25 protein-coding genes are annotated in these 23,848 nt (G+C 46.1%); 5 read left to right on the top strand and 20 right to left on the bottom strand.

The features are described 5' to 3' along the window. Positions 1–61: 61 nt before the first annotated feature. The 6 genes from hrcA to gpr form a co-directional block, all read right to left on the bottom strand. A complete protein-coding gene (gene hrcA / locus ACQCVH_RS02040; protein ID WP_426834225.1) occupies positions 62–1,093 on the bottom strand; it encodes a heat-inducible transcriptional repressor HrcA in 1,032 nt (343 codons plus the stop codon). Positions 1,094–1,177: 84 nt separating this feature from the next. Then, on the bottom strand, positions 1,178–2,317 hold the full coding sequence (hemW, locus tag ACQCVH_RS02035) for a radical SAM family heme chaperone HemW (RefSeq protein WP_426834224.1): 1,140 nt from the start codon (positions 2,315–2,317) through the stop codon (positions 1,178–1,180). Between the two features lie 362 nt (positions 2,318–2,679). Beyond that, the gene (lepA, locus tag ACQCVH_RS02030) at positions 2,680–4,515 is read right to left on the bottom strand and encodes a translation elongation factor 4 (protein ID WP_426834223.1); all 1,836 of its coding nucleotides are present in this window, start codon (positions 4,513–4,515) and stop codon (positions 2,680–2,682) included. Between the two features lie 141 nt (positions 4,516–4,656). Continuing rightward, complete coding sequence (locus ACQCVH_RS02025) at positions 4,657–4,995, bottom strand: YqxA family protein (RefSeq protein ID WP_426834222.1); 339 nt, start codon at positions 4,993–4,995, stop codon at positions 4,657–4,659. A gap of 14 nt (positions 4,996–5,009) precedes the next feature. Continuing rightward, positions 5,010–6,200 (bottom strand): stage II sporulation protein P, encoded by a 1,191-nt coding sequence (spoIIP, locus tag ACQCVH_RS02020; RefSeq protein WP_426834221.1) that lies wholly within the window; start codon positions 6,198–6,200, stop codon positions 5,010–5,012. A gap of 70 nt (positions 6,201–6,270) precedes the next feature. After that, the gene (gpr, locus tag ACQCVH_RS02015) at positions 6,271–7,395 is read right to left on the bottom strand and encodes a GPR endopeptidase (protein WP_426834220.1); all 1,125 of its coding nucleotides are present in this window, start codon (positions 7,393–7,395) and stop codon (positions 6,271–6,273) included. A gap of 291 nt (positions 7,396–7,686) precedes the next feature. Between gpr and rpsT the strand changes: the two genes are divergently transcribed. Continuing rightward, positions 7,687–7,953, top strand: coding sequence for a 30S ribosomal protein S20 (gene rpsT, locus ACQCVH_RS02010; protein WP_009796269.1), 267 nt, complete (start codon positions 7,687–7,689; stop codon positions 7,951–7,953). Between the two features lie 81 nt (positions 7,954–8,034). Here the strand turns inward: rpsT and holA are convergent, their stop codons facing one another. Next, a complete protein-coding gene (gene holA, locus ACQCVH_RS02005; RefSeq protein ID WP_426834434.1) occupies positions 8,035–9,075 on the bottom strand; it encodes a DNA polymerase III subunit delta in 1,041 nt (346 codons plus the stop codon). A gap of 301 nt (positions 9,076–9,376) precedes the next feature. Between holA and ACQCVH_RS02000 the strand changes: the two genes are divergently transcribed. Continuing rightward, positions 9,377–9,511: a YqzM family protein gene (locus tag ACQCVH_RS02000; protein ID WP_009796271.1), complete on the top strand. Its 135-nt coding sequence runs from the start codon at positions 9,377–9,379 to the stop codon at positions 9,509–9,511. Positions 9,512–9,618: 107 nt separating this feature from the next. Here the strand turns inward: ACQCVH_RS02000 and ACQCVH_RS01995 are convergent, their stop codons facing one another. The 3 genes from ACQCVH_RS01995 to ACQCVH_RS01985 all read right to left on the bottom strand — a co-directional run bounded on the left by ACQCVH_RS01995 (position 9,619) and on the right by ACQCVH_RS01985 (position 13,267). Further along, positions 9,619–11,943 carry a DNA internalization-related competence protein ComEC/Rec2 gene (locus tag ACQCVH_RS01995; RefSeq protein WP_426834219.1) on the bottom strand — a complete coding sequence of 775 codons (2,325 nt, stop codon included), beginning with the start codon at positions 11,941–11,943 and terminating at the stop codon, positions 9,619–9,621. 17 nt (positions 11,944–11,960) lie between these two features. Then, the gene (locus ACQCVH_RS01990; RefSeq protein WP_426834218.1) at positions 11,961–12,548 is read right to left on the bottom strand and encodes a ComE operon protein 2; all 588 of its coding nucleotides are present in this window, start codon (positions 12,546–12,548) and stop codon (positions 11,961–11,963) included. Positions 12,549–12,631: 83 nt separating this feature from the next. Next, positions 12,632–13,267 carry a helix-hairpin-helix domain-containing protein gene (locus tag ACQCVH_RS01985; protein ID WP_426834217.1) on the bottom strand — a complete coding sequence of 212 codons (636 nt, stop codon included), beginning with the start codon at positions 13,265–13,267 and terminating at the stop codon, positions 12,632–12,634. Between the two features lie 85 nt (positions 13,268–13,352). Between ACQCVH_RS01985 and comER the strand changes: the two genes are divergently transcribed. Then, positions 13,353–14,177, top strand: coding sequence for a late competence protein ComER (comER, locus tag ACQCVH_RS01980; RefSeq protein WP_426834216.1), 825 nt, complete (start codon positions 13,353–13,355; stop codon positions 14,175–14,177). A gap of 118 nt (positions 14,178–14,295) precedes the next feature. Here comER and ACQCVH_RS01975 read toward each other — a convergent pair whose 3' ends face one another. The 8 genes from ACQCVH_RS01975 to ACQCVH_RS01940 are packed head-to-tail and all read right to left on the bottom strand — an operon-like array spanning position 14,296 to position 19,334. Beyond that, complete coding sequence (locus ACQCVH_RS01975; RefSeq protein ID WP_426834215.1) at positions 14,296–15,042, bottom strand: class I SAM-dependent DNA methyltransferase; 747 nt, start codon at positions 15,040–15,042, stop codon at positions 14,296–14,298. After that, positions 15,039–15,395 (bottom strand): ribosome silencing factor, encoded by a 357-nt coding sequence (gene rsfS / locus ACQCVH_RS01970; RefSeq protein ID WP_009796232.1) that lies wholly within the window; start codon positions 15,393–15,395, stop codon positions 15,039–15,041. The genes ACQCVH_RS01975 and rsfS overlap by 4 nt, the downstream gene beginning before the upstream one ends. After that, complete coding sequence (gene yqeK, locus ACQCVH_RS01965) at positions 15,396–15,965, bottom strand: bis(5'-nucleosyl)-tetraphosphatase (symmetrical) YqeK (RefSeq protein WP_426834214.1); 570 nt, start codon at positions 15,963–15,965, stop codon at positions 15,396–15,398. Then, the gene (locus ACQCVH_RS01960) at positions 15,955–16,524 is read right to left on the bottom strand and encodes a nicotinate-nucleotide adenylyltransferase (protein WP_426834213.1); all 570 of its coding nucleotides are present in this window, start codon (positions 16,522–16,524) and stop codon (positions 15,955–15,957) included. The genes yqeK and ACQCVH_RS01960 overlap by 11 nt, the downstream gene beginning before the upstream one ends. Before the next feature lie 45 nt (positions 16,525–16,569). Further along, complete coding sequence (yhbY, locus tag ACQCVH_RS01955; RefSeq protein ID WP_426834212.1) at positions 16,570–16,860, bottom strand: ribosome assembly RNA-binding protein YhbY; 291 nt, start codon at positions 16,858–16,860, stop codon at positions 16,570–16,572. Next, the gene (aroE, locus tag ACQCVH_RS01950) at positions 16,854–17,693 is read right to left on the bottom strand and encodes a shikimate dehydrogenase (RefSeq protein ID WP_426834211.1); all 840 of its coding nucleotides are present in this window, start codon (positions 17,691–17,693) and stop codon (positions 16,854–16,856) included. Before aroE ends, yhbY begins: the two co-directional genes overlap by 7 nt. An 18-nt stretch (positions 17,694–17,711) precedes the next feature. Then, a complete protein-coding gene (gene yqeH / locus ACQCVH_RS01945) occupies positions 17,712–18,815 on the bottom strand; it encodes a ribosome biogenesis GTPase YqeH (RefSeq protein WP_426834210.1) in 1,104 nt (367 codons plus the stop codon). A 3-nt stretch (positions 18,816–18,818) separates the two neighbouring features. Continuing rightward, positions 18,819–19,334: a YqeG family HAD IIIA-type phosphatase gene (locus ACQCVH_RS01940; protein ID WP_101550594.1), complete on the bottom strand. Its 516-nt coding sequence runs from the start codon at positions 19,332–19,334 to the stop codon at positions 18,819–18,821. A gap of 417 nt (positions 19,335–19,751) precedes the next feature. On the opposite strand from ACQCVH_RS01940, the gene ACQCVH_RS01935 reads away from it, so the two are divergent. Next, positions 19,752–19,892 (top strand): sporulation histidine kinase inhibitor Sda, encoded by a 141-nt coding sequence (locus tag ACQCVH_RS01935; protein WP_009796240.1) that lies wholly within the window; start codon positions 19,752–19,754, stop codon positions 19,890–19,892. Positions 19,893–19,987: 95 nt separating this feature from the next. On the opposite strand, the gene ACQCVH_RS01930 is transcribed toward ACQCVH_RS01935, so the two are convergent. After that, the gene (locus ACQCVH_RS01930; protein ID WP_426834209.1) at positions 19,988–20,818 is read right to left on the bottom strand and encodes a phosphatidylserine decarboxylase; all 831 of its coding nucleotides are present in this window, start codon (positions 20,816–20,818) and stop codon (positions 19,988–19,990) included. Positions 20,819–20,898: 80 nt separating this feature from the next. On the opposite strand from ACQCVH_RS01930, the gene pssA reads away from it, so the two are divergent. Continuing rightward, positions 20,899–21,438 (top strand): CDP-diacylglycerol--serine O-phosphatidyltransferase, encoded by a 540-nt coding sequence (pssA, locus tag ACQCVH_RS01925; RefSeq protein ID WP_094767014.1) that lies wholly within the window; start codon positions 20,899–20,901, stop codon positions 21,436–21,438. Positions 21,439–21,492: 54 nt separating this feature from the next. Here pssA and ACQCVH_RS01920 read toward each other — a convergent pair whose 3' ends face one another. Next, complete coding sequence (locus tag ACQCVH_RS01920) at positions 21,493–23,289, bottom strand: M3 family oligoendopeptidase (protein ID WP_426834208.1); 1,797 nt, start codon at positions 23,287–23,289, stop codon at positions 21,493–21,495. Positions 23,290–23,848: the final 559 nt, after the last annotated feature.

Here is a 23,848-nt window from a genome sequence, read left to right as displayed (position 1 = left end):
AATATTTAAACGCAATGAAAGGGATGGAAGACAGCTTCCACCCATATCAATATTACCCGCGTCAGCCTTTTTGATACAGCTTCGTCAGGACGTCAGTGAGATCTGTGCTGATGATCTGCAGCAGGCTGATCACCCTGGAATATTCCATCCTCGTCGGGCCAAGGACTGCAATGGTCCCCAGCTGCTCTGCACCCATTGAATAGGTAGCAGTTATAAGGCTGCAGTTTTCCATGGCCGAGTTCTCATTCTCCCTGCCAATCTTAATATTGATTCCTGATTTGTCTTTGCGTATTAAATCATAAATGCTCTCTTCCTGCTCAATCATATTCATCAAATTCCTGATCTTCTCAATATCATGGAATTCCGGCTGGCTGAGCATGTTCGTCTTGCCTCCGAAAAAGAGCTTTTCATTCGCTGACAGCTTCAGTATGTCGGCAAAAGAATAGAGCAGGAGATCATAGTGATTAACATGCTGCCTGAGCAGGACAGCCACTTCTTTATAGATTTTATCGTTGAGATTATCTATAGGCACACCGGCTAGCCGCTCATTGAGGATATTGACCAGTTTTTCTATTTCCCCAGGATGGATATTCTCAGGTATGCTGAACATTTTGTTTTCCACATGCCCTGTATCAGTCACAATGATGGCAATGGCCGTATCCTTGTTCAAAGGAACAATCTGAATTTTTCTCAGTTTGTTTTCTTTTACGGCAGGACCAAGGACAATTGACGTATAGCTCGTCAGTTCGGACATGATTCTGGCAGATTTCTGCACAATCTTTTCAAGCTCATAGATCCGCTCTGCAAAGAGGGACTTGATTGTGAAAATATCCTGCTGATTCAGCTTCTGGGGTGATAATAGATGATCAACATAATAGCGGTAGCCTTTTTCAGAAGGAACCCTTCCGGAAGAGGTGTGTGTTTTCTCGATAAAACCCAATTCTTCTAAATCAGCCATTTCGTTTCGGATTGTTGCCGAACTGAAAGAGATTTCTTCTTTTTTCGACAGGCTTCTCGAACCGACTGGCTGGGCAGACCGAATGAAATCATCAACAATCACCTGGAAAATCAATAATTGACGATCTGTTAACACGTTTATCACCTCTGTTAGCACTCTTCAAGAGCGAGTGCTAAATCTAATAATAAATTATCAAATTTATAGGCGCGATGTCAATCATTAGATTACACCGATAAAGGATTGAAATACTTCATTCCCAAGAAGCCGCCCTTTCCGCGTCAGGCGGATTGACTTCCCGCCCGCTTCGATCAGCCCTGATTTCTGAAGCCTTTCCAGCTCGCTCTTAAACAGCTGGAGCGGATCCTCTTCAAATTTCTCCAAAAAGCGGGAAACTTCAACACCTTCTGCCTTTCTGAGTCCCAGGAACATTTCCTCTTCCATCATTTCAGCTTTTGTCACAATATGCGATTCCATAACAGGAAGTTTGTTTTCCGACAGCGGCTCCATATATTTTTTCAGCGGGCCGTAATTAGCATTCCGGCTTCCCTCTGCATAGCCATGGGCTCCTGCTCCAAATCCATAATACTCTTCATTATTCCAGTATGTCAGGTTATGCCTGCTTTCAAAACCGGGAAGCGCAAAATTGCTGATCTCGTATTGCCTGAAGCCCTCCAGCTCCATCCTTTCCATAAGAAGCTCATACATAGCCGCTTCTGCATCTTCACCTGGAGAAGGAAGCTTTCCTTTTCTCATAAGATTATAAAAAACCGTCTTCGGTTCTATGATCAGGGAGTAGCCGGAATAGTGCTGGATATCCAGTGTAAAGGCAGTATCCAGCGTTTCCTTGAAGTCAGCAATGGTCTGGCCCGGCAAACTGTATATAAGGTCTACGCTGATGTTCGTGAATCCTGTTTTTTTCGCAAGTTCAATTGATGCAAACACATCCTTGGCCCTGTGTGTCCTTCCAATCCTCTTCAGCAATTCTTCATTGAAGGTCTGGACTCCAAAGCTCAGCCTGTTCACCCCGGCATCATAAAGTGCCTTCAGCTTATCTTCAGAAAGATCGCCCGGGTTCGCTTCGAAAGTAAATTCTCCCCCTTCTTCCAGTGGCATATGCTTTCTGATAGATGTGCACAGCATCTCAAGCTGGCGTGCGTCCAAGGCAGTCGGAGTGCCTCCGCCAACAAAAATTGAACGAAAAGGGCTTGAGGCACGACCTTGAAGGGTCAATTCCATTTCTTTTTCAAGGGCCTGCAGATATTCATCGACCGGCTGGCCTTTGAGAAACACTTTATTAAAATCACAATAATGGCATATATGTTCACAAAACGGTATATGGATATAAGCCGCATTTATCATACGTCGTCACAACCTTTAATAATTTGCTCAAGAGCAGATGCTTTTTTCAACAAAAGCGCAAGCGCCTTGATCACCCTTAAGGAACGCAGACTAAGAACGCCACGTCCTGTGGCAACGTCTGCATGACCCCCATCCCGGGGGCCTCAAAACGAACCTCCCGGAAAGGCGTTCTTTGCCTTTTTGGGAGGTTTGGCTTGTGACCTCGAGGGGGTAGGCACTGGAGCTGGACGTTGATCAAGAATTGATAATGATCCACAAGACTTACAATTTATAAATTCCTTCCTAAACAATGAAAAAAGAGGCTAGAGCTGCTTGTATGCAAGCATATCTAACCTCCGGCAACAAATCAAACCTGGAGCCTGTTACTTTTTGGGGGTTGTATCGTCCATTTTCAGGACCGCCATGAATGCTTCCTGCGGAACTTCGACAGAGCCGACCTGCTTCATGCGCTTTTTCCCTTCTTTCTGCTTTTCAAGCAGCTTTCTTTTCCGGGAAATATCTCCGCCGTAACATTTGGCCAATACGTTCTTCCTCATCGCTTTAATTGTTGAACGCGCAACGATCTTTTGTCCGATTGCAGCCTGGATCGGCACCTCGAACTGCTGGCGGGGAATCAGGTCCTTCAGTTTCTCTACAATAACTTTTCCGCGCTCATAAGCGAAATCTCTATGGACGATAAAGCTTAGCGCATCAACTTTTTCAGCGTTAAGCAGGATGTCCATTTTGACAAGCTTGGATTCTTTATAGCCAATCAGCTCATAATCGAATGAGGCATAGCCTTTGGTGCTGGATTTCAGCTGGTCGAAAAAGTCATACACAATTTCCGAAAGCGGAATTTCATACACAATGCTGACACGGGTCTCATCCATATATTGCATATCAATGAAAATACCGCGTTTTTCCTGGCATAGCTCCATGATAGCACCGACATAATCATTTGGCGCCATCATCGTCGCCTTTACATAAGGCTCCTCGACACGGTCAATTTTCTGTGCATCAGGCATATCTGAAGGATTGTCCACTTTCAGCAGGGTGCCGTCAGTCATGACAACATCGTAGATAACGCTTGGTGCAGTTGTGATCAGGTCAATCTTGAATTCCCGCTCAATGCGTTCCTGGATGATTTCCATATGAAGCAGTCCAAGGAAGCCGCAGCGGAATCCGAAGCCCAATGCCTGGGAAGTTTCCGGCTCAAATTGAAGAGCAGAATCATTCAGCTCCAGCTTTTCAAGCGCTTCGCGCAAATCATTGAATCTGGCGCTGTCAATCGGATACAGGCCGCAGTATACCATTGGATTCAGCTTCCGGTAGCCTGGAAGCGGTTCAACGGCGCCATTCTTCGCACTTGTGATCGTATCGCCGACACGCGTATCGCCGACATTCTTGATCGCAGCAGTCAGGAAGCCAACGTCACCGACAGAAAGCTCAGGCAGCGGAGTTGATTTCGGCGTGAAAACACCTACCTCCGTGACTTCGAATTCTTTGCCGGTCGCCATCATCTTTACTTTATCGCCGACCTTCACTGTTCCTTCAACAACCCTGATATAAGCGACAACGCCTCTGTATGCATCATAAAGGCTGTCAAAGATCAGCGCCTTCAGCGGGGCATCAGGGTCTCCCTGCGGAGCAGGCACCTTTTCAACAACTTGTTCCAGAATCTCCTCAATTCCGATCCCTGCTTTTGCAGATGCCAAAACGGCCTCACTGGCATCAAGCCCGATGACGTCCTCGATTTCGCCGCGCACCCGTTCAGGATCTGCACTTGGAAGGTCGATTTTGTTGATGACCGGTACAATTTCAAGGTCATTATCAATGGCAAGGTACACATTTGCCAGAGTTTGGGCTTCAATGCCTTGGGCAGCATCCACCACAAGCACTGCTCCTTCACATGCGGCAAGACTTCGGGACACTTCATAAGTAAAGTCGACGTGCCCTGGGGTGTCAATCAGATGGAAGGTATAAATCTCTCCATCCTTTGCCTTATATTTTAATTGTACAGAATTCAATTTTATTGTTATCCCGCGTTCCCTTTCCAGGTCCATGGAATCGAGCAGCTGATCCTTCATTTCCCGCGCCGTCAAGGCATTCGTTCTTTCCAGAATCCTGTCAGCCAGCGTGGATTTCCCATGGTCAATATGGGCAATGATTGAAAAATTCCGGGTTTTCGATTGTCTTTCTAGTCTGTCTTCTCTATTCATAGCGTTCACTCCTACTATACTCGCGCATATACACTATTTTTGATTATATCAGCAGGGGTTGGAACATTCAAGGAAAAGCGGAAGCACCAAGCAGTCCTCTAAAATAAAACAGCCACCCCCTGGATGGCCGATTTCTCCCTATTATTTTATCAGATCAGAAACTTTCTGTATGGCGCTGTCTGCAGCCTTTGAAAGCCCTTCGGCAAGATTCCTGCCGGCAGAGGAGAAGAAATTATATGCCTTCATTTCCTCCAGCTTTTCTCTTCTCTTTTCCAGGTCATGTGAAGTTACGTCCTCCCCGAGTATGGAGGCCTCCAGCTCCCCTGTGCTGCTTTCATTGATGGAGAAAGCAGGATTCAGCCCTTTCTCATCATAGCCTCTCATAGCCCTCGTCCCCTCATTGGCATGCTGCATGCCGAAAAGGACCGCAATGAACATCAATGCTGCTGCAAGAAAAGCTTTTACCATAAACATTTTCATCGCAATCACCTTTTTCATTCTTTGCCGGCAGGAATGTTTCCGGAGGAATCCACTTTCTCTGCCTGCCAGTAATATTCACTGAACACTTCTGCCAGAGCTTCAGCTGATCTGTTAAGCTCCCCGAACGTATTGTCCACCCCTCCGATTTCAACCAGTACTGCATGTTCAGACAAATCCTGATTGAATTTACCGTTCGTCATGATTCCTTCCTTTATGAATGCTCCCCTGCTCAAGCCTTTATATTTTTTTTCCATAAGTTTATGAAGCTGATTGGCAAACGAGAGATTCTGCTCATAGCCTTTATGCTCTGCGCCAATGATAAAAGCGATTTTAGCAAAATTGACACCGTCTATTTCTTTTGTAGTATCACTTTTTCTTTTGGCATCCCGATGGATATCAATTAAATAAGCCAAATTATGATCAGCTGCCAGGGCAGTTTCCACGGCTTCTCTTGACTGGTCATATGACTGTGAATATCCCCAGCCTTTTCTGCTTAAGTCAGCCTGTATGTCAGCCTTGTCCACCGCGGCGCCAATCCCCTTTGCCTCCAGGGCTGATTTCAGGCGGTCCCCCACTTTGGTGATATTCTGTTCAGGATGAAATGCCTGATTAATATCTTTCACTCCATCCAAGTAAGGAAGGAAAGATTCACGATTATGCGAAAAATAAATATATACGATCTTTTTGCCTCCGGTCGTCATCCTTGCTTCTTCACTGATACCCGCCGCCATGCCGCCATTTAGCAGGGAAGCTTCCTGTTCGGCCCGCAGCACTTCAACTGGCGGCGTGGATTCGATTGGCATATTGGGATTATTCGTTCCTTCACCTGCTGTAAGGAGTGCGCCTTCATAACCTCGAAAGGCAGGCATTTCTCTTCCAAGCAGACTGCGCAGGTCATTCAGGCGTATATTCGTGGACAGCTCGAATATTAGGCCGGAAAAAGGCGGATGCAACGGTTTTTCCGGCAGCGCCGCATGGAAATGGTGATTCTCCAGGCCAATCAGCCGGTACAGCCCCTCTGCTTTCATATTGGACAGTGCAGCCCTGATAGATTCAGGTAAAACCCTATATTCATTGGCTAGAGAGGCAGCAGCCCCGCTGACTGCAAAAACCAGGCAGGAAAACAGCAGGCAGACGGCACTTGCCTTCAGAAATCCAGTCCTTTTCATGCCCGGGCACATATCATTAGGTTTCGCTGTTTTCATCGGTCCACCTCTTCAGCTTAAGTCTAGTAAATCTTATGACTATGCTAGAGTAGATAGAACCTCAAGAAGGCTACCTCGTATAAAACCCGGAATTTTCCTGGTTGATTCTGCTATGGAGGGCAGCGTTCAGCCCATTGGCTATCAGATTGGACATATCCTCCATAAAGACATCCACCTCTTTCGGAGTTACCATCAGATTATGGCCGATAGGAGAAAGTACCTCATAAATCAGCTTTCTCTTTTCTTCCTCTGGAAGTGTGCCGACAATGCCAAGGAAAGTCTGCCGCTGTTGTTCTTCAGGCAGGTCTTCCTCTGTAAGCTTCTTCCTTTTCCCAAAATTCATGCCTGCAGGGGCGAGCGCCCGGGATGGCCTGTCCCCTTCCTTAAGCTCCCTGCCGAAATGCTTTAAAATGAAATCAATCGTATCGCTTGTGATGCTGACTGCGTCCACGACGGTCGGCACCCCAATCGCAATCACCGGAATCCCGAGAGTTTCCTCGCTGAGCTCCTTCCGCTTGTTCCCGACCCCTGAACCAGGATGGATACCTGTATCAGAAATTTGGATGGTAGAGTTCACCCTTTCAATTGAGCGGGCGGCCAGAGCGTCAACTGCAAGCACAAAGTCCGGCTTCGTCTTCTCCACTACCCCAAAGATGATATCGCTTGTCTCGATCCCGGTCAGCCCCATAACGCCAGGGGCAAGGGCACTTACCGGCCTGTAGCCTTCCTCAACATTTTCCGGCTGAAGCTGATAAAGGTGGCGTGTGACCAAAATATTCTCACAAACCTGGGGTCCCAGTGCATCGGGAGTAACATTCCAGTTTCCCAGGCCAACGACAAGGCAGCTTGCATCTTTCTTAATCCCCATTCCCTCAATGAATCGGGCCAATTCGTTTGAAAATACATTTTCGACCTTCTGCTGAAGCTCTGTGTCCTGCTGCCTGATACCCTGGACCTCAATGGTTAAATACTTACCTTCTTTCTTCCCGAGGGATTTGGCGCCCTCTGAAGTTACCTCAACATAAGAAATCTTAAGGTCATCTTCTTCTTTTTCTTTAATTATGACTCCTTCAAGCTGCGAGAGATCCTCTTCCTTCTGGAGGTTTTTTGAGCGTTCATCCATTACAATCTCCCTGGCCTCAATGGCAAGATCGGTTCTTATCGAATAATTGCTAAGATCTAAAGGTTCTTTCACATCTCTACCCTCATTTCTCCATTCCGGCTTTAGCCGGTGCTTTTTCCTAGTTTTGCCTGAAGCCTGCCAATTCATTCAGAGGCAGGCAATAAGCTTAAGCTAAGCCCTTCCTTTAGGAATTTAAAAGCCGGCTAATAGTGCTGACCTCTAAAAAAAATGGATTTTAAACTACAGTATTGCATTATTGGCATGCCTTTGATAAAATAGCACTTGTTCTTAATTATTGTTAATGAATGATATGAAAGTCGAGTTAATATAATCTCGATTGCTTTTTTCTAGGAGGTGAATGGAATGCCAAACATTAAATCTGCTATTAAACGCGTAAAAACAAGCGAAGCCCGCAATGCTCAAAACGTGACTGTTAAGTCTTCAATGCGTACTGCTGTCAAGAAAGCTGAAGCTGCAATCGTGAACGAAGATACAGCTGCTGCTAAGACTGCATATGCTAACGCAGTCAGCCAGCTTGACAAAGCTGCTGCAAAAGGCCTTATCCACAAAAACGCTGCTGCACGCAAGCAATCTCGTCTTGCTAAAAAACTAAACTCTTTGAACGCGTAATCGTTTAAAGATTCCCGGCTATCTTCCCAGATAGCCTTTTCTTATATCGTAAAATAAAAAAAATGGCCTTATGGCCATTTTTTATTTTGTCTGGTTGTGGAGGGCATGGTCGTGGAGCCTGAACAAAAACATCTCAATAAGCATTTCCTTATTCATCCCCCCGGTTTTCATCTCATAATCCGCTTCTGCCAGAAGCTTCATGATGCGGGACAGTTCTTCATCGCCGAAAAGCTGGGCTTGTCCGGCTGCAAGGTTGACCCTGAAAGGATGGACCTTTAAGTATCCGGCCGTCTGCTGCTGGCCGTATCCCCTTCTCGACAGCTCCTTCACCTGGTAGATCAGCCTGAATTGGCCGGTCAGAATGGAAAGAATTTTAATCGGCTCTTCATTTTGCTTTAAAAGATCATAATAAATCCGCAGGGCCTCGTCGATTTTTCTGTGGACCACCTTGTCGACAAGGGTGAAAATGTTCTGCTCAAGCGACCTGGCAACCAGCTTGTCAACTGCCTCGGCATCTATCAGCTTTTCTTCATCGGCATATAAGGCCAATTTATCAATTTCACTTGTCAGCATAAAGAGGTTGGTACCTGCCAAAGTCAGCATAAGCTGTACGGCCTCCTCCTCAATCTGGACGCCGTTCTGGGCAGCCCTTTCCCTGATCCAGACTTTCAGCTCCTGCTCTCCCAGCTTTTTGGCCTCAAGGACACTTGCTTTCTTCTTCAGTTCCTTTGTAATCTTTTTTCTTTCATCCAGCTTTTCATAGGGTGCCGCAAACACAACAATTGAATAGGGCGACGGCTCTTTTAAATAGGATTCCAGCTTGGCCAGATTATGCTCAGTCTTCCCCTTTGTTTTTTCGGAAGTCAGAAAAGAGGGGTTGTGAAGAAAGATGAGCCTCTTATCCCCCATGAAAGGGAAGGTTTCTGCATCCTCAAGTGCCGCTTCTATCGGTGTTTCCTCCAAATCATATGTAGACAGATTAAAATCGCTCTCATCTTCAGCCAGCACATTGTTGATAAGCAGCTGTTTTGTTTCATTAATCAAAAAGCCTTCTGTTCCGTATAATAAATACAGCGGGGTAAATTGTTTGTTATTTATTTGCTTCCACACATCTAAAACCAAATGTCTCGCTCCGTTCAATACTTTTTTTCCTACTCCTATCCTAAAGAAGACCGGACGATTTGACAAGCATTCAAAGGAACCGGGCTCGCCGATGCCCAGTCCCCCATCTATATTGAACGTCGCCAGCCAAGGCCTAGGATACTTGATTGGCGGCGGTGCGAAAACATTGTAATACTATTTTTTGCAGCACGAAATCAAACTATTTGTGACAACTCCTTCTAGTCCAGGAAAACGCACACAGGAATTGTGGATTTTTTTTAATATATCGCTTATACTAAAAATGATATAGGAGGGGTAGACTGTGAACGAATTTGAAAAGAACGTCCAAAGCAAACGCAACGATGCTGTTGATTCCGGCGTAGGGTTTGCCGTATCTTTCGGCTTTTTCGCATTATTGTTTGTTATTGCAACAGTCATTAAATTCATTGGAGCGTAAAAACAGCTACATAGCGTAAATTTATGGAGACTGCATAGACATGCAGTCTCTTTTCATTTCTGCTTATGAAGCCTGCGGTGAATGGGAAGGGCTTTCTTAATCTTATATTATGGGAGCTTGAGGGAAAACGTTCCTGCCTTTTCGGTAAATGTATAGGTAATTGCCCCATGAAGATCAGTTCTTAAGATTTTTATTTTCTCTGAACTCAATCTTGAAAGGACTTCTGGATGAGGATGCCCGTATCGATTATTCCTCCCGGCAGAGATAACTGCCGCTTTGGGCTCAATATGGCGCAGAAACCGGCTTGAACTGGAGGAATTGCTTCCATGGTGTCCAGCTTTAAGTATATCAGCCCGTAGATGAGGGTAGTTTTGGATGATCCAGCTCTCTCCCTCCTCCTCAAGATCGCCTGTAAAGAGCCATCTTAATCCTCCGGCTTTCGCCAGGATGACAAGCGAGCCATCGTTTTTACTTCCATATTCCCTGCCCTGGATCGGGGAGATGATTTGAAAGCTGCTGCTGCCAATCTGCCATCCGCTCCCTGATCCTGCATAGACCACTGGTATGGACAGTTCCTCGGCCCTCCGGATCAGCAATTTTTCAAGCTCTCCGCTCTCAGCCCCTGAAGGGAAGACAATTTCATCGATTTTAATCTCATCCAGCACACCAGCTGCACCCCCTATATGATCCGCATCCCCATGTGTCAGGATCAGTCTGTCCAGCCGGGAAATCCCTTTGCTCTTCAAGAATGGCACCACAATATCCTTCCCTGGATCAAATATTTCTTTTCTTTTTTCCCATTCCTCGGTCTCAAAATGAAGCCTGCCGCCTGTGTCGATCAAATAATTCCCCTTGCCATACGGCAGGGAAACCAGAATGCTGTCCCCCTGCCCTACATCCAGAAAGGTAATTTCCCCTTTTGGAGAGATTCTTTGCTCCAATGGCTGAAAGGATAAAAGCAAAAGCATGCCTGCGGCCATTTTTATGTAAAAGTGCTTTTTCTTCTTTTCCCAGATAACCAATAATGCCGGCACTACTGTCATGTACAGGAACAAAGCAGGCCCAGAAGGCTTCCCCAGCACCATTACAGCTCCAGGCAATGATCCAAGCTTTCCGGCGGCGATATTAGCCATGTCAGCGCTCCAATCAAGCGCGTTCAGGATTAACCCCGCATTTTCCCCTGAAAGTATATGGAAGAGGAATCCGAACAGGATGCCAGGCAAGAGAACAAATGAAAAGAAGGGGATATACAGAAGATTGGCGAAGAGAGCGAAAATCGATATCTCATAAAAGAAGATCAGGATGATCGGGGCGGATGCAAGCTGGGCAACCAATGAAACTGCCATACTTTGGGATATCCAGTGGTTCAGATTTTTGAAGATAGAGGGAGCAGAAATAATGAGGGCAAAACTGACGCAAAAAGACAGCTGAAATCCAGGTTCGAAGACGATATAAGGGGAAAAGAACAGGCAAGCGGCAAAAACAGAGCTAACGGCATCAATAGGCTGAAACTTCTTCTTTCCTCTGGCAGCCAGCGAATAAATCAGCATACTCATCAGCATCAGCACGGCCCTGGTGACAGAGGGAGACCCGCCAGTCAGAACAGCATAAACCGGCAAGAACAGCAGCAGCAGGAGCTTCATCCTTTCGCTGGTAAGGCCTGCTCTTTTCCCTGTATATAGGATCATGCCTGCAAGGAGGCCTACATGAAGGCCTGATATTGCCAGAAGATGGACAATGCCGAGCTTCTGGTAGTCCTCCAGCAGGCTGGTGTCCATCAGGCCCCTTTCTCCAAAAACAAGGGCGGCTGCAAGCGGTGCAAGGCTTTCTGGGAATTGTGCTTCAATATAAGCTATCCCTGACTGCCTCAGCCTCTTTAATTTTGCCACAGGATGGCTATTCGGACCGGAACAGCGGCTGAGCAGCAGCGAATCGGCTTCAAGAAGCCAGAACGTTTTCTTTCTTTCCAGATAGAGCCTGTAGTCAAATCCATTCGGATTGCCAGCCTTCATGGGCTTTTCCAGGGTGCCATCCACACGGCATACCAGTCCTGGAACCAGATACTTCCTCAGCAGCAGTTTGTCTTTCTCGGAATCCAGCTTATAGACAAGAAGCAGCTTTTCCCCCGTCTTTCTGTCACGGGAGTTTATAGAAACGCGGTTTCCATCAATCTTCATTTCAGCAAGCTCCAGCTGAAACGTTTTCTCGGCTCCGCTTAGTACACTGTGATTCGCCTTGCCTGCAAAATAGCCTCTGCAGGCAAATATCAGCAGCGTTAAGAATAAAAGAAGTATCATCATTTTTGAAAATCGTTTTATTATGGCAAATGTACTGAACAATACGGCAAACAGCAATAATGCCATGTTCCCTTCCAGCACGATTACCAGTCCGGCCAGGGCAGCAGCAGCAAAATAAAAAGAATTTCCTCTCACTGATACCTCCTGTCCAGTTATTTAGCTGTAATGCCAGCCGCAGTTCCAAACAGCCTCTCGGCTTCTGCCTGAAGTTTATCCATTCGTCCACGGTCTGTCCCGTTTTGCTTCATCTCTTCCAAAAGGTTTTTAATATATTCAGCCTTTTCCGCACGGTTGAATTCAAGGGAAATGTCTTTATGCTTTACCTGCTCCACCCTGACGCCGGCCTGTTCAAACAGCTCAATCGCATACGGATGGTTTTTATAAGCTTCAGCATAATAGACTGTTGCAATGCCAGCCTGAATGAGGGCCTTGCAGCATTGAAGGCATGGGAAATGTGTAACATAAATGTCAGCTCCTGCCGTCGGGACACCGAATTTGGCGCATTGAAGAATGCTATTCATCTCAGCGTGGATTGTCCTGACACAATGATTGTCAATGACATAGCAGCCATGGTCGATGCAATGGTCTCCTCCCGCGATTGAACCGTTGTAGCCGCCGGCGATAATGCGTTTGTCGCGAACGATTGTAGCTCCGACTGCCAGCCTTGTACAAGTGCTCCTTAAAGCAAGCAAATGGCTTTGAGCCATAAAATATTGGTCCCATGATAAACGCTGTTCCATTTTTCTCCTCCTAAAACCTCTTTGTCATAGAATAATCTCCTGCTACAAGTTTAATCTCTTTTTCAAAAGCCCGTCAATGAGGCTCATTTCAATTTTATATGAGATTTAAGCTTTTCAAAGGTTTTTTCACCTATCCCGCTTATCTGCATCAAGTCCTCAAGCGACTGGAACGGACCCTCTGTTTCCCGGTACTCAATGATAGCGGCGGCTTTTGATGGGCCAATCCCCGGAATATCCTGAAGCTCCTCACTTCCCGCACTGTTGATATTTACCATTCCATCCTCTCCCGAGACTGCACTTATAGTCTGTGCCGGTTCAATTTCCCCTGACAATTCCTCCCCTTCTTCCGGTACGTAAATAACCATTTCGTCGCCCACTCTCTGGGCAAAGTTAATCCGGGCCTCATCTGCATTTTCTGTCAGCCCCCCTGCCTTCTGAATAAGATCGGCCACACGCTCTCCTTCGGCAGCTTCATACAAACCCGGGTTCCTCACACTCCCCTTCACATCGACCTTAATAACAGGCGGAGCAGTTTCTTTTTCCTCTTCTTCCTCAACCTCCCCCTGGCCAGGCAATGACACCAGTTCCTCCTCCATATGCAGGCTGTCAAGCGGGTCCTCCTTTCCGCTGTTTCCCTGAAGAAAAAAATAAAACAGCAAAATTGATATTAATATCGCCCCAATCCCGGCCAGCGGGCGGTGCCTGATCCATTCCAGCATGCTCGGCATCCCCTTTCAAGGTATATTTGAGTTTTCAATTTCATATCGTTATATGAGATATCTTGCTGTCAAAGGAGGGTTATTTATGAATGTAGGATTTATCGGTACAGGGAATATGGGGAAAATTCTTATTCAGGCCATGCTTGATGCAAAAGCCGTTCCCCCCTCCTCTGTGACCATAACAAACAGAACTTTGGAGAAAGCGGCAGAGATACAGAAGGAATATAGCGGTCTGAGACTTGCGGAGGGAGCAGCCGAAACGGCTGCCAATTCGGATTTGATTTTCATTTGTGTAAAGCCTCATGATTTTGCGGATGTGATCCAGGAAATCCGGCCATATTTAAGTGATGAAGATTGCGTGATTTCAATAACAAGCCCTATCAGCGCCGAACAGCTTGAATCTTTTGTCCCCTGTTCAGCAGCGCGTGTGATTCCAAGCATTACCAACAGGGCACACGCGGGGGTGGCTCTTGTTACTTACGGGGAGCATTTCAGGAATGAGTGGAAGCATAAGCTCATGCCGCTTATCGAGGCCATTGCCAAGCCTGTGGAAATAGAAGAAGACATAACAAGGGTATCATCTGACATCGTCAGCTGCGGACCTGCATTTTTCAGTTATCTGACACAGCAATTCATTAATGCGGCCGTTGCGGAAACAAAAATAAACCGGGAGACTGCCACCGTTCTTGCAAGCGAAATGCTGATCGGAATGGGAGAGCTGCTGAAAAAAGGCCATTATACCCTTCCTGCCCTTCAGCGGAAGGTCTGTGTTAAAGGAGGAATAACCGGTGAAGGAATAAAGGTGCTGGAGAAGGAATTAGGTGATGTTTTTCGGCATGTGTTCCAGGCAACACATTCTAAATTCGAGGAAGATCTCACACAGGTCAAAAAACAGTTCACTGTCCATTAACATTCTCTGTTGCCTTTTAAAATTCCTGCTTATTCCTGTGCTGCTGCCGACTTTTTTTAAACAGCCTTACGGGAATGCCAGGAAAAGCAAAAGCCGCCCCCATCGGGAGCGGCTTTTGCTAGTTTTTGCGGCAAATGAAAAAGATTCTTTCCGACTCTTGCGCCGGAAGTTCGGTCTCAAAGTCTGCTGTTATTTCCAGCAGGGTAAAGCCTGCTTTTAAAAGCCAGTCTTTATAGATATCAATAGGGTAAGTGCGCTGCAGATGCAGCTCATCATATCTGTCATATTTCATGCTCGAAGGGTCCAGCTGAAAGAAAGTCAATTCATGTTCAACGCTGAAAGGATGCTCACCAGGAAAACATTCCCAGATATAAGAGATTTCATCTTCATTCAGGGCAAAGGTCTGATCCTTGAAGATATGCTCCATCTTATAGACTGAATGCACATCAAAGATGAACAAACCGCCTTCCTTCAGGTGCCTTCCCACACTTTGGAATGTCTGCTCAACCTCTTTTTCGCTCTGAAGATAGTTCAGGGAGTCACAGAAGATCCCTGCAATATCATACTCGCCAAGCCCCTCGAGTTCTGACATGTCCTGCTGATAGAAAGAGATATCCGCCCCCTGCTCCATCGATTTTGCCTGGGCGACAGCGAGCATATCCTCCGATAAATCAACTCCGGTTACATTGTATCCGGCTTGTGCGAGACGGACAGAAAGCTCCCCGGTGCCACAGGCAAGATCAAGAAGTCGCTTCCCTTCGATGCCGTACTTCTCCGCACTGTTTTTTACTGTTTCCACCCAGCCTTCATAAGGCACATCCTTCATCAGTGCATCATAAAGGTAGGCGAACTTCCCATAGGTCATTGTCCGAGCACGCTCTGGACATCCACTGAAGGTGCATCGCCCCACAGGCGTTCTAAGTTATAATAGCTTCTTTCATCCTTATGGAAGACATGGGCTACGACATCACCGAGGTCAACGAGTATCCATCTCGCCTCGTCGAATCCTTCCATACGGTTGACTGTATAGCCAAGCTCTTCGCTTTTTTCTTTCATTTCACGGGCGATTGCCTGGACCTGTTTATCAGAATTACCGTGGCAAATCAGAAAATAATCTGAGATTAGGGATATCCCTTTCATATTCAAAACCACAATATCTTCTGCTCGTTTATCATCGGCTGCTTTTACAGCCATATCTAATAAGGCGCGTTCACTCATTTAATCAGTCTCCTTTTTCATAACAAGATCATTATACGACAGAAAAGTCAGCGGAAACACCGGCTGATTCTTCTTCATTAAAAACGTGATAGTATTCTGCATTGCTTTTATTAAGGCTTGATCAAGATCTGCTTCAGCCAGTTTCCGGACTTCATCCACCCCTGGAAAATGCCTGCCGGGTTCAATATAGTCGGCGAGATAAATGATTTTATCAAGCAAAGGCATATGCGGCCTCCCTGACGTATGATACCGGATTGCTTCCAGGATTTCAGGATCGGTTACACCTGCCTCTGTTTCTGCAAGGTAGGCACCAGCAGGGGCATGCCAAAGCTCGCTGTTATACATAAGGAGCTCCTCAGGCATTTTTTGTTCTATGATGATCCTCTTCATTTCTTCCTTGGGGCGGAACTTGGCATAATCATGGAGAATAGCTGCCGTTTCGGCCTTTTTAATATCAGCCCCGAAGATCCGGGCAAGGCCGATTGCCGTTTCCATCACACCGATTGTATGCTGGTAGCGGTGTTCCGTTAATTGTTTCTTTACTATTTTTAGATAAAATTCACGATCCATACAAACGATTCTCCTCAATATACTTCCTGACGCTTTCCGGAATAAGATAGCGCACGGTCTCCCCCTGGCTGAGCCTTGCTCTGATCATGCTCGATGAAACATCCATCTGCGGCACATCAACCGGGACAACCGGATAGTCAGTACGGCTGTTATAGGAAGGCCTGCCGACGCCAGCAAAGACGGCAAGTTCAAGGAGTTCATTAATTTTATACCACTTCGGCAGATACTCAATCATATCAGCCCCGATGATAAAATAGAATTCGGTATCCTCATTCTGCTCTTTAAGCAGCTTCATTGTATCATAAGTGTAGGACGGCCCCCCGCGTTCCATTTCAATCTTCTGGATTTCAAAGCGCGGGTGCCCCTCAATCGCAAGCTCCAGCATTTCTACCCTTGCTCGATCAGATGCAGCTGAAGACTTCTTTTTATGCGGGGGATCCTGGTTTGGCATAAACCAGACCTTGTCCAATGAAAGGGAATGGAGCACCTCATTTGCAATCAGCAGATGGCCATGATGGGGAGGATTGAATGTACCTCCAAGAATCCCGATTCTCTTCATCTGCAGTCCTCCTTTTGCCGCCTCTTGGCCGCAATCAAGCCTTCATTAAGGCAGCTGGATTTGTTGGTTTTCTTTTGATTCTTTATAAAGGACGATCATATTGCCGATGATCTGCACCAGCTCTGCTTTAGTCCCTTTAACGAGCTTCTCAGCCACTTCGTCTCTATCTTCATCACAGTTCTGCAGGATGCTTACCTTAAGCAATTCCCTTGCCTCGAGCGCTTCCCCGATCTGTGCGATCATATTTTCGTTTACCCCGCCTTTTCCAACCTGAAAAATCGGGTTCAAGTGATGTGCTTTTGAGCGCAGTAATCTTTTTTGCTTTCCTGTTAACATGTTTGTCCTCCCAGTTGTGTAATAACGCCTGCTTCCATCCTGTCTGTATCCGGAAAGGTTCCAGTCCACCTTTCAAAGGCCAATGCCCCTTGGAATACAAACATTTTCAGGCCATTCTGGATGGATGCACCTTTGTTTTTAGCTTCCCGCAAAAATTTGGTTTCAAGCGGGTTATATATAATATCGCTGACAAAAGCATCGGCCTTCAGATTATACAATCCAAAGGGCAATGTATTTATGCCGGGCAGCATGCCGATCGGTGTTGTCTGGATGATGATATCATACTCAGCCAGTTTTTCTTCAGCCTGCTGAAAGCCAAAAGCATCCGTTCTGACAGGAAAGGGGCATTTATCTGCAAGAGCCTCCGCCTTCGCGGCTGTCCGATTGCTTATATCTATTGCCTGAACGCCTTTTTGCGCTAGCGTATAGTAGATTGCCCTTGCCGCTCCTCCTGCTCCGGCAATCAGGATTTTTTTCCGGCTGAAATCAGGCACCTCAGAAGCGAGGCCTCTTACAAAGCCCTCCCCATCCGTGTTATACCCGATCAATTTCCCATCTTTATTAAGGACAGTATTCACTGCACCAATCGCCTCTGCCAGCGGATCGATTTCATCCAGAAAAGGCATGATTTCTGTTTTATGGGGTACAGTGACATTAAAGCCGGCAATCCCGATTGCCAGCAGCCCCTTCACTGCGTCCCCTAAGTCTTCCCGGCTGACTTTAAGCGGAACATAGCAGGCATCCAGACCATATACATTAAACAAATCATTATGCATCGCCGGCGACATTGAATGGCCAATCGGATCGCCGATTACAGCAAAGAGCTTTTTCAAGTCCCTCTCCCCTTTCTGTTAAATCAGGGATTTTCTTACCATCGCCTGCACTCCTTTAGGTACATAAGCGGCAACCTTCGTTCCCGGCTCACTCACTGTAACCCAGCCCAGACCAGAAATCACAATATCGGTTTTCCCTTCTTTGACAGTGAATTCATGCCTGACCAGCTCAGGAAATTCATCCATCTGTTCAGGGCGGGGCGGCGTCAGCATTTCCCCTGCATGCTTCTCATACAGTTCCTCTGCATTTTCAAGCTTTGTGCGATGAATATTGATTTCATTGGATACGTGGCAAATGAATGCCTGTCTGCTTCCACTGATAAAATCAAAGCGCGCCAGGCCGCCAAAAAATAAGGTCTGCCCTTCATTAAGCTGATATACCTTTGGCTTGATTTCCTTCTTAGGCATAATCACCTTAAAGTCACGCTTATCGACAAAGTGGGCCATCTGATGATGGTTGATGATGCCCGGTGTGTCAACAAGAGCTTTGCCATCCTCTAAAGGTATCTCGATAATATCCAAAGTTGTCCCTGGAAAATGAGAAGTTGTGATGATATCCCCTTCTCCTGTTACTTCCTTCAGGATGCGGTTGATGAAGGTTGATTTGCCGACATTTGTACAGCCGACCACATATACGTCCTTGCCTTCCCTGTATTCATCTATCGCAGAAGCCACCTCCTGGATCGACTGCCCTTTCGCAGCACTGACAAGGAACACATCTTCCGGCCGGAGCCCCAGATTTTTCGACTCCTGCTTCATCCAGTTGATCAGTTTATTCCGCTTCACTGATTTTGGAAGCAGATCTGCTTTATTGCCGACCAAAAGAACCTTGTTGTTCCCAGTAAAACGATGCAGCCCCGGAAGCCAGCTTCCATTGAAATCGAAGATATCGACAATCTTGACGATCAGAGCATCGCTTCTTCCGATTTCATTCAGGATTTTAAGAAAATCATCATCAGTTAAGCTGACATCCTGGACCTCATTATAATGCTTGAGGCGGAAGCAGCGCTGGCAGACAATCGCCTCTTTCTCTAAAGCTGATTTTGGTGCGTAGCCGAGCTCCTCCGGATTATCTGTCTGGACCTTCACTCCGCAGCCTATACATACAAATTGTTCACTCACGCATTAATCCTCCCATTGAATCTTGCCTTTTTTTCTGAACCAGTTTAGGATCCGCCTTTCAACTTTGCGGTTAAATCTTGTAACAAAACCGTCCGTCTGGGCAACCGGGACAACGAGGATTGTATGGAACCCGCTCCTGTTGCCGCCAAGAACATCGGTAAGCAGCTGGTCACCTATGACAACCGTTTCTTCTTTTTTCAGGCCCATTTCACCCAAGGCCCTGTTAAATGCCCTTGTCATCGGCTTGCGCGCCTGGAAAATGAACGGTATGCCCAAGGGCTCAGAAAAGGCCTTTACACGGTTTTCTTTATTATTCGAAACAATTGTCACCTTGATATTCTGATGCTTCATTTCCTCAAACCATTTGATAAGCTTCGGGGTAGCCAGAGGCCTGTCCCACTCAACAAGCGTATTGTCCAGGTCAGTGATGATCCCCTTTACTCCCTTTGCCTTAAGGCTTTCGGGTGTTATTTCAAATATATTCTTAACATGCTGATCAGGCAAAAAATGCTTTAACATTGAAAACACCTCATTATTTTCATCCATTTTTGCAATGTATCCATCATACCCAATTTTAACCGCCAGTTCAAAATAAATCTTGCAAAGTGTAATCCATTTCTAAAAAGATCCCTGACAGGCTGTAAATAGATATTCAGCTTTATTCCAAAAGATAACCAAATATTTTTCGACAAAATTCAAAGCGCTTCCAGCATGTGGATAACTTTATTCACAAAACCCACTATGTTTTATATAATATTTTCCCCTTTATAAACAAAATAATCACAGGTTATCCACCGGTCTATGTGGATAACCAGAACGGTTGTTCCTGCCGTTTATTTCTGATAGAGTAAGGGTACAACAAAACATCTTACATTATATGTATATAAATATGCTTTTTAGAACCGTTATTTTACCGGACAGGAGGTACGGATTTATATGCGCAAGCTGTCGGACGAGCTGCTGATCGAATCTTATTTTAAAGCCAGGGAACTGAACCTCAGCCCGGACTTCATCCGCCTGATTGAAACCGAAATCCACAGGCGTTCATTGACACATAAGATAAGGGTTTCCTCTTAAACAACAATGATACATATACATTCCAGACGGCATGAAAGAACAGAGGGTGAGCTCAGGGCTCACCCTTTTGCTTTACTCTCTATTCAAACCCGTAATTACTGCTGCACAAATTCCCCTATTGCTTCCCCGACCTTGATATGCGCCGGAAGCTGAAGATTGTCCGCAGGCTTGAAGGTGCCTGCTTCAAATAGAAGGACCACGGTCGACCCAAAGGAGAAATAAGCCATTTCTTTTCCTTTTTCAAGCTGTTCTCCTTCATGTGTCGCTTCAATAGTATTGACAAACATCGCGCCAACTTTAACAATGGCCAGATGGCCAAAAGAGTGGGCTACCTCCGTAACAGTGCGATAATTTTTGGATAGGGGGGCTTTACCATATTTCAGTCCATGCTTATTGACTGGATAGGATTTGCCGCCCAGGGTCCATTGCCCTTCTACAGTCCCTGTCACAGGGCTGTGGATGCGGTGATAATGGCTCGGGCTTAAGTAAAAAATCATATAATGCCCATTCCTGTATTTCCCCAGGGCATCCTGATTGCCAAGCATTTCTTCAATGGAATAGACCTTTCCTTTTACGGTGATCATGTGGTCATCCTGAATGATGCCAATATCTTCGATCACTGCATCAACCGGGCTGCCCGCAGCAGCCGGACTCGGATCCGCCGGGCGCAGCCCCCCCTTCAGCTGCCGGATGAAGAAGTCGTGAAGTGTAGGATATTCGTCGATGGACTTGTCCATTTCTTCCATATTAATATTATAGGCATTTGAAAATGGCCGAATCATGATGCGGCTCTTTTTCGAACGTGCAAACCTGCGCAGAAGTGCAGAGGTTCCTTTGCCGTTAGTAAGTTCAATGAACATTCGATATATTGGACGAATCAAGGTTTCAGCCTCCAGTGTTTGAGAATGCTCTTTACGTACATGCATAAAAGACCTAAAATAAAATATTATTATATAACAAATCGAAAATAAGTTGTATCCTTTCCGGCTTATAAGGAGTGAAGAGATTGTTCTTATTGGAGGTTTTTGACAGCACTGTCAAAAAACTAAAGACCCAGACAGCGAATGCTTTAACGCTTCTGAACCTTTCGCTCGGCGGTTTTGCCATCATCTACAGCCTTAAGGGCAGCCTGAATCTTAGCCTTTTGCTTATTTTTATAGCGGCGCTTGCCGACCGCTTTGACGGCATGCTGGCCAGAAAGCTGAATATCGAATCAGAGCTTGGCAAACAGCTGGATTCCATGAGTGATATTATATCATTTGGCGTGGCTCCGGCGTTACTCATTTATCAATCTGTTCTGTTTGATTTTGGGGCTCCCGGCTCCTTTTTCACCGTCTTCTATATAGCATGCGGCGCTTTCAGGCTGGCACGCTTCAATATTTCCGAGAATACCGGCTATTTTACCGGACTGCCAATCACTGCGGCAGGCTGCCTGGCCACACTCAGTTTTCTTGCTGTCCCATACTTCCCGCAGCATTTTTATTTATACCTCATGATGCTCCTCTCCCTTCTGATGATCAGCCCATTCAGGCTGAGGAAAATGTAAAAGCTAAGATTGCATTTAAAAAACCGCACAGCATATGTGCGGTTTTCTTTGTTATCACTTTTCAGTCAGGCTCAGGAATTCTTCGACATCATCCATACACAGCTTTACACCTTTTTCCCAGAAATCAGGCTTAGTCAAATCCGCATTCAAATGCTTCATCGCCAGATCCTCGACTGTCATGGAAGCTGTATCTTTAAGAAGGCTGATATACTTTTCTTCATATCCTTTGCCTTCTTCCAGTGCACTGGCATAAATGCCAAGGGAGAAAAGATACCCGAATGTATAAGGGAAGTTATAGAACGGAACCCCGGTAATATAGAAGTGAAGCTTCGATGACCAGAATGATGGATGATACTCATCCAGGGCATCAGCGTAGGCCTCTTTTTGGGCATTGAGCATCAGTTCATTAAGGCGCTCGCCGCTTACCATGCCATTTTTGCGCTCATTGTAAAAGCTTGTTTCAAAAAGGAAGCGGGCATGGATATTCATCAGGAGCGCCACAGAACGCTGAATTTTGTCCTCCAGCAGGGCCAGCTTTTCCTCTTCCGCTTGCGCATTTTTAACAGCTGCGTCAGCCACGATCATTTCAGCAAATGTAGAAGCTGTCTCCGCGACATTCATGCTGTAATTCCTGTTAAGCGGATGCAGATCTTTCATGGCATAAGTATGGAATCCATGGCCCAGTTCATGCGCAAGTGTGGACACGTTTGAAGGAGTCCCGGAATAGGTCATGAAAATCCTGGACTGGCTGCTTTCAGGGAAATAAGTATGGAAACCTCCTGGACGCTTGCCGGGACGGTCCTCGGCCTCAATCCATTTATTTTCGAATGCCATTTTTGAGAATGAGGTCATTTCCTCGCCAAATTTTGAGAAATGATCCAGGATGAATTCCGCTCCCTCCTGATAAGGCACCTTAGTCTCTGTAGAACCAAGCGGAGCATCAAGATCATACCAGCTGAGCTTTTCAAGCCCAAGCAGGCTTGCCTTGCGGTTCAGGAATTTTACCAGCGGCTGTTTGTTTTTGGAAATAACACCCCACATTGCATCCAGTGTTTCTTTTTTCATCCTGTTGATTTCAAGCGGCTCTTTCAGAACATCATCCCAGCCGCGCATTTTGTAAACATTCAGCCTGAAGCCGGCAAGATGGTTAAGTGTCTTCGCCAGATAATCCTGTTCTTTGTCCCAGGCATTTTCCCACTCTTTAAATACATTCTTCCGGACACTTCTTTCCGGGCTTGAAAATTTATTGGCTGCCTGGCCGACAGACAAAAGCTGTTCCTGCCCTTTATCACTGAAAGGAATCCTGATTTTTCCAACGATTACATCATACATCTGTCCCCAGCTGTGGTACCCGTCAATACCGAGTGCATTGATGAGGGATTCCTCCTGCTTGGACAGCTTCTCGGCTGCCCTTTCACGGCGCTCTGTCAGGACGAACTCAAGCTCTGACAATTTATCATTCTGCAGGAGCTCCTTCCAGTCCTCATCAGAAAAACCGGCCAGCTTCTCGTCAAAATCAGTCAGCGCATTCTGAAAGCCTGCACTTAGTACTGTGACTGCAGCACGGAGCTCATTGGCTTTGCTGTCATCCATATTCTGCGCTTCAAGGCAGCTTACAAATGCTCCTGCCTGGCGCAGCTTCTTGGTGGTTCCTTCAAATTTCCCGATCAGGTTCAGCAGGGTCTGCTGATCCTGCTCTGCCGATGATGGCTGCCAGCCTTCTGTCAAGGCGATAAATTCATCGATCAGCTCTTTAGTTTGCTCTATATGTACTGCAAAATCCTTGGAGGAGCTGCCCCCTTCGAAAAAAACATCCAAATCCCAAACCTCTGAATATAAAGATGTTGCCATTGTTAGTCCCCCCTTATGTATTCTAGTCTATTATAAGTTTATTTTTCCGAAATTTCTATCAATACGCATGATAACAAGGGATGGCCGGTACACCATCCCCCTAGCTGCTGCTAGCAGTTGGCGTTATAGTTCCAACCCCCGAACACGATCAGCAGGATCAGAAGTACGACAATCAGCGCATACCATGCGCCCCCTGCCCTGTAATAGGGCACTGGCGGAGGCGGCGGATAGTAAGGATATGGATAATACACTTCTCCCTTACCTCCTTTCAGACTAAGGCTTCCAGATGAAAATTTTTAGACTATCTGATTCTATTTTATGCAGTACAAACGCCCCTGTTTGGGCAATCCTGCCGGTTTCCGCGAAAAAGAGCACAAATTTGTAGCAATTCATTCCCGGGTGAATACCCTGCATTATAGCATTGGAACGGAGGGATTCCATGAAGATCATTTCAATTTGCCGGAGATGCAAAGGAACAGGCCGTGCTTCAGCATTCAGGCTGTTCAAGAAAAGCTGCTCTCTTTGCGGAGGATCCGGAAAAATAAAAATCACTATTTCT

The sequence above is a fragment of the Bacillus infantis genome, assembly GCF_050107595.1.
In the GTDB taxonomy this organism is placed as follows: domain Bacteria; phylum Bacillota; class Bacilli; order Bacillales; family Cytobacillaceae; genus Bacillus_AB; species Bacillus_AB infantis_C.
This window is presented reverse-complemented; position numbering and strand designations above follow the sequence as displayed.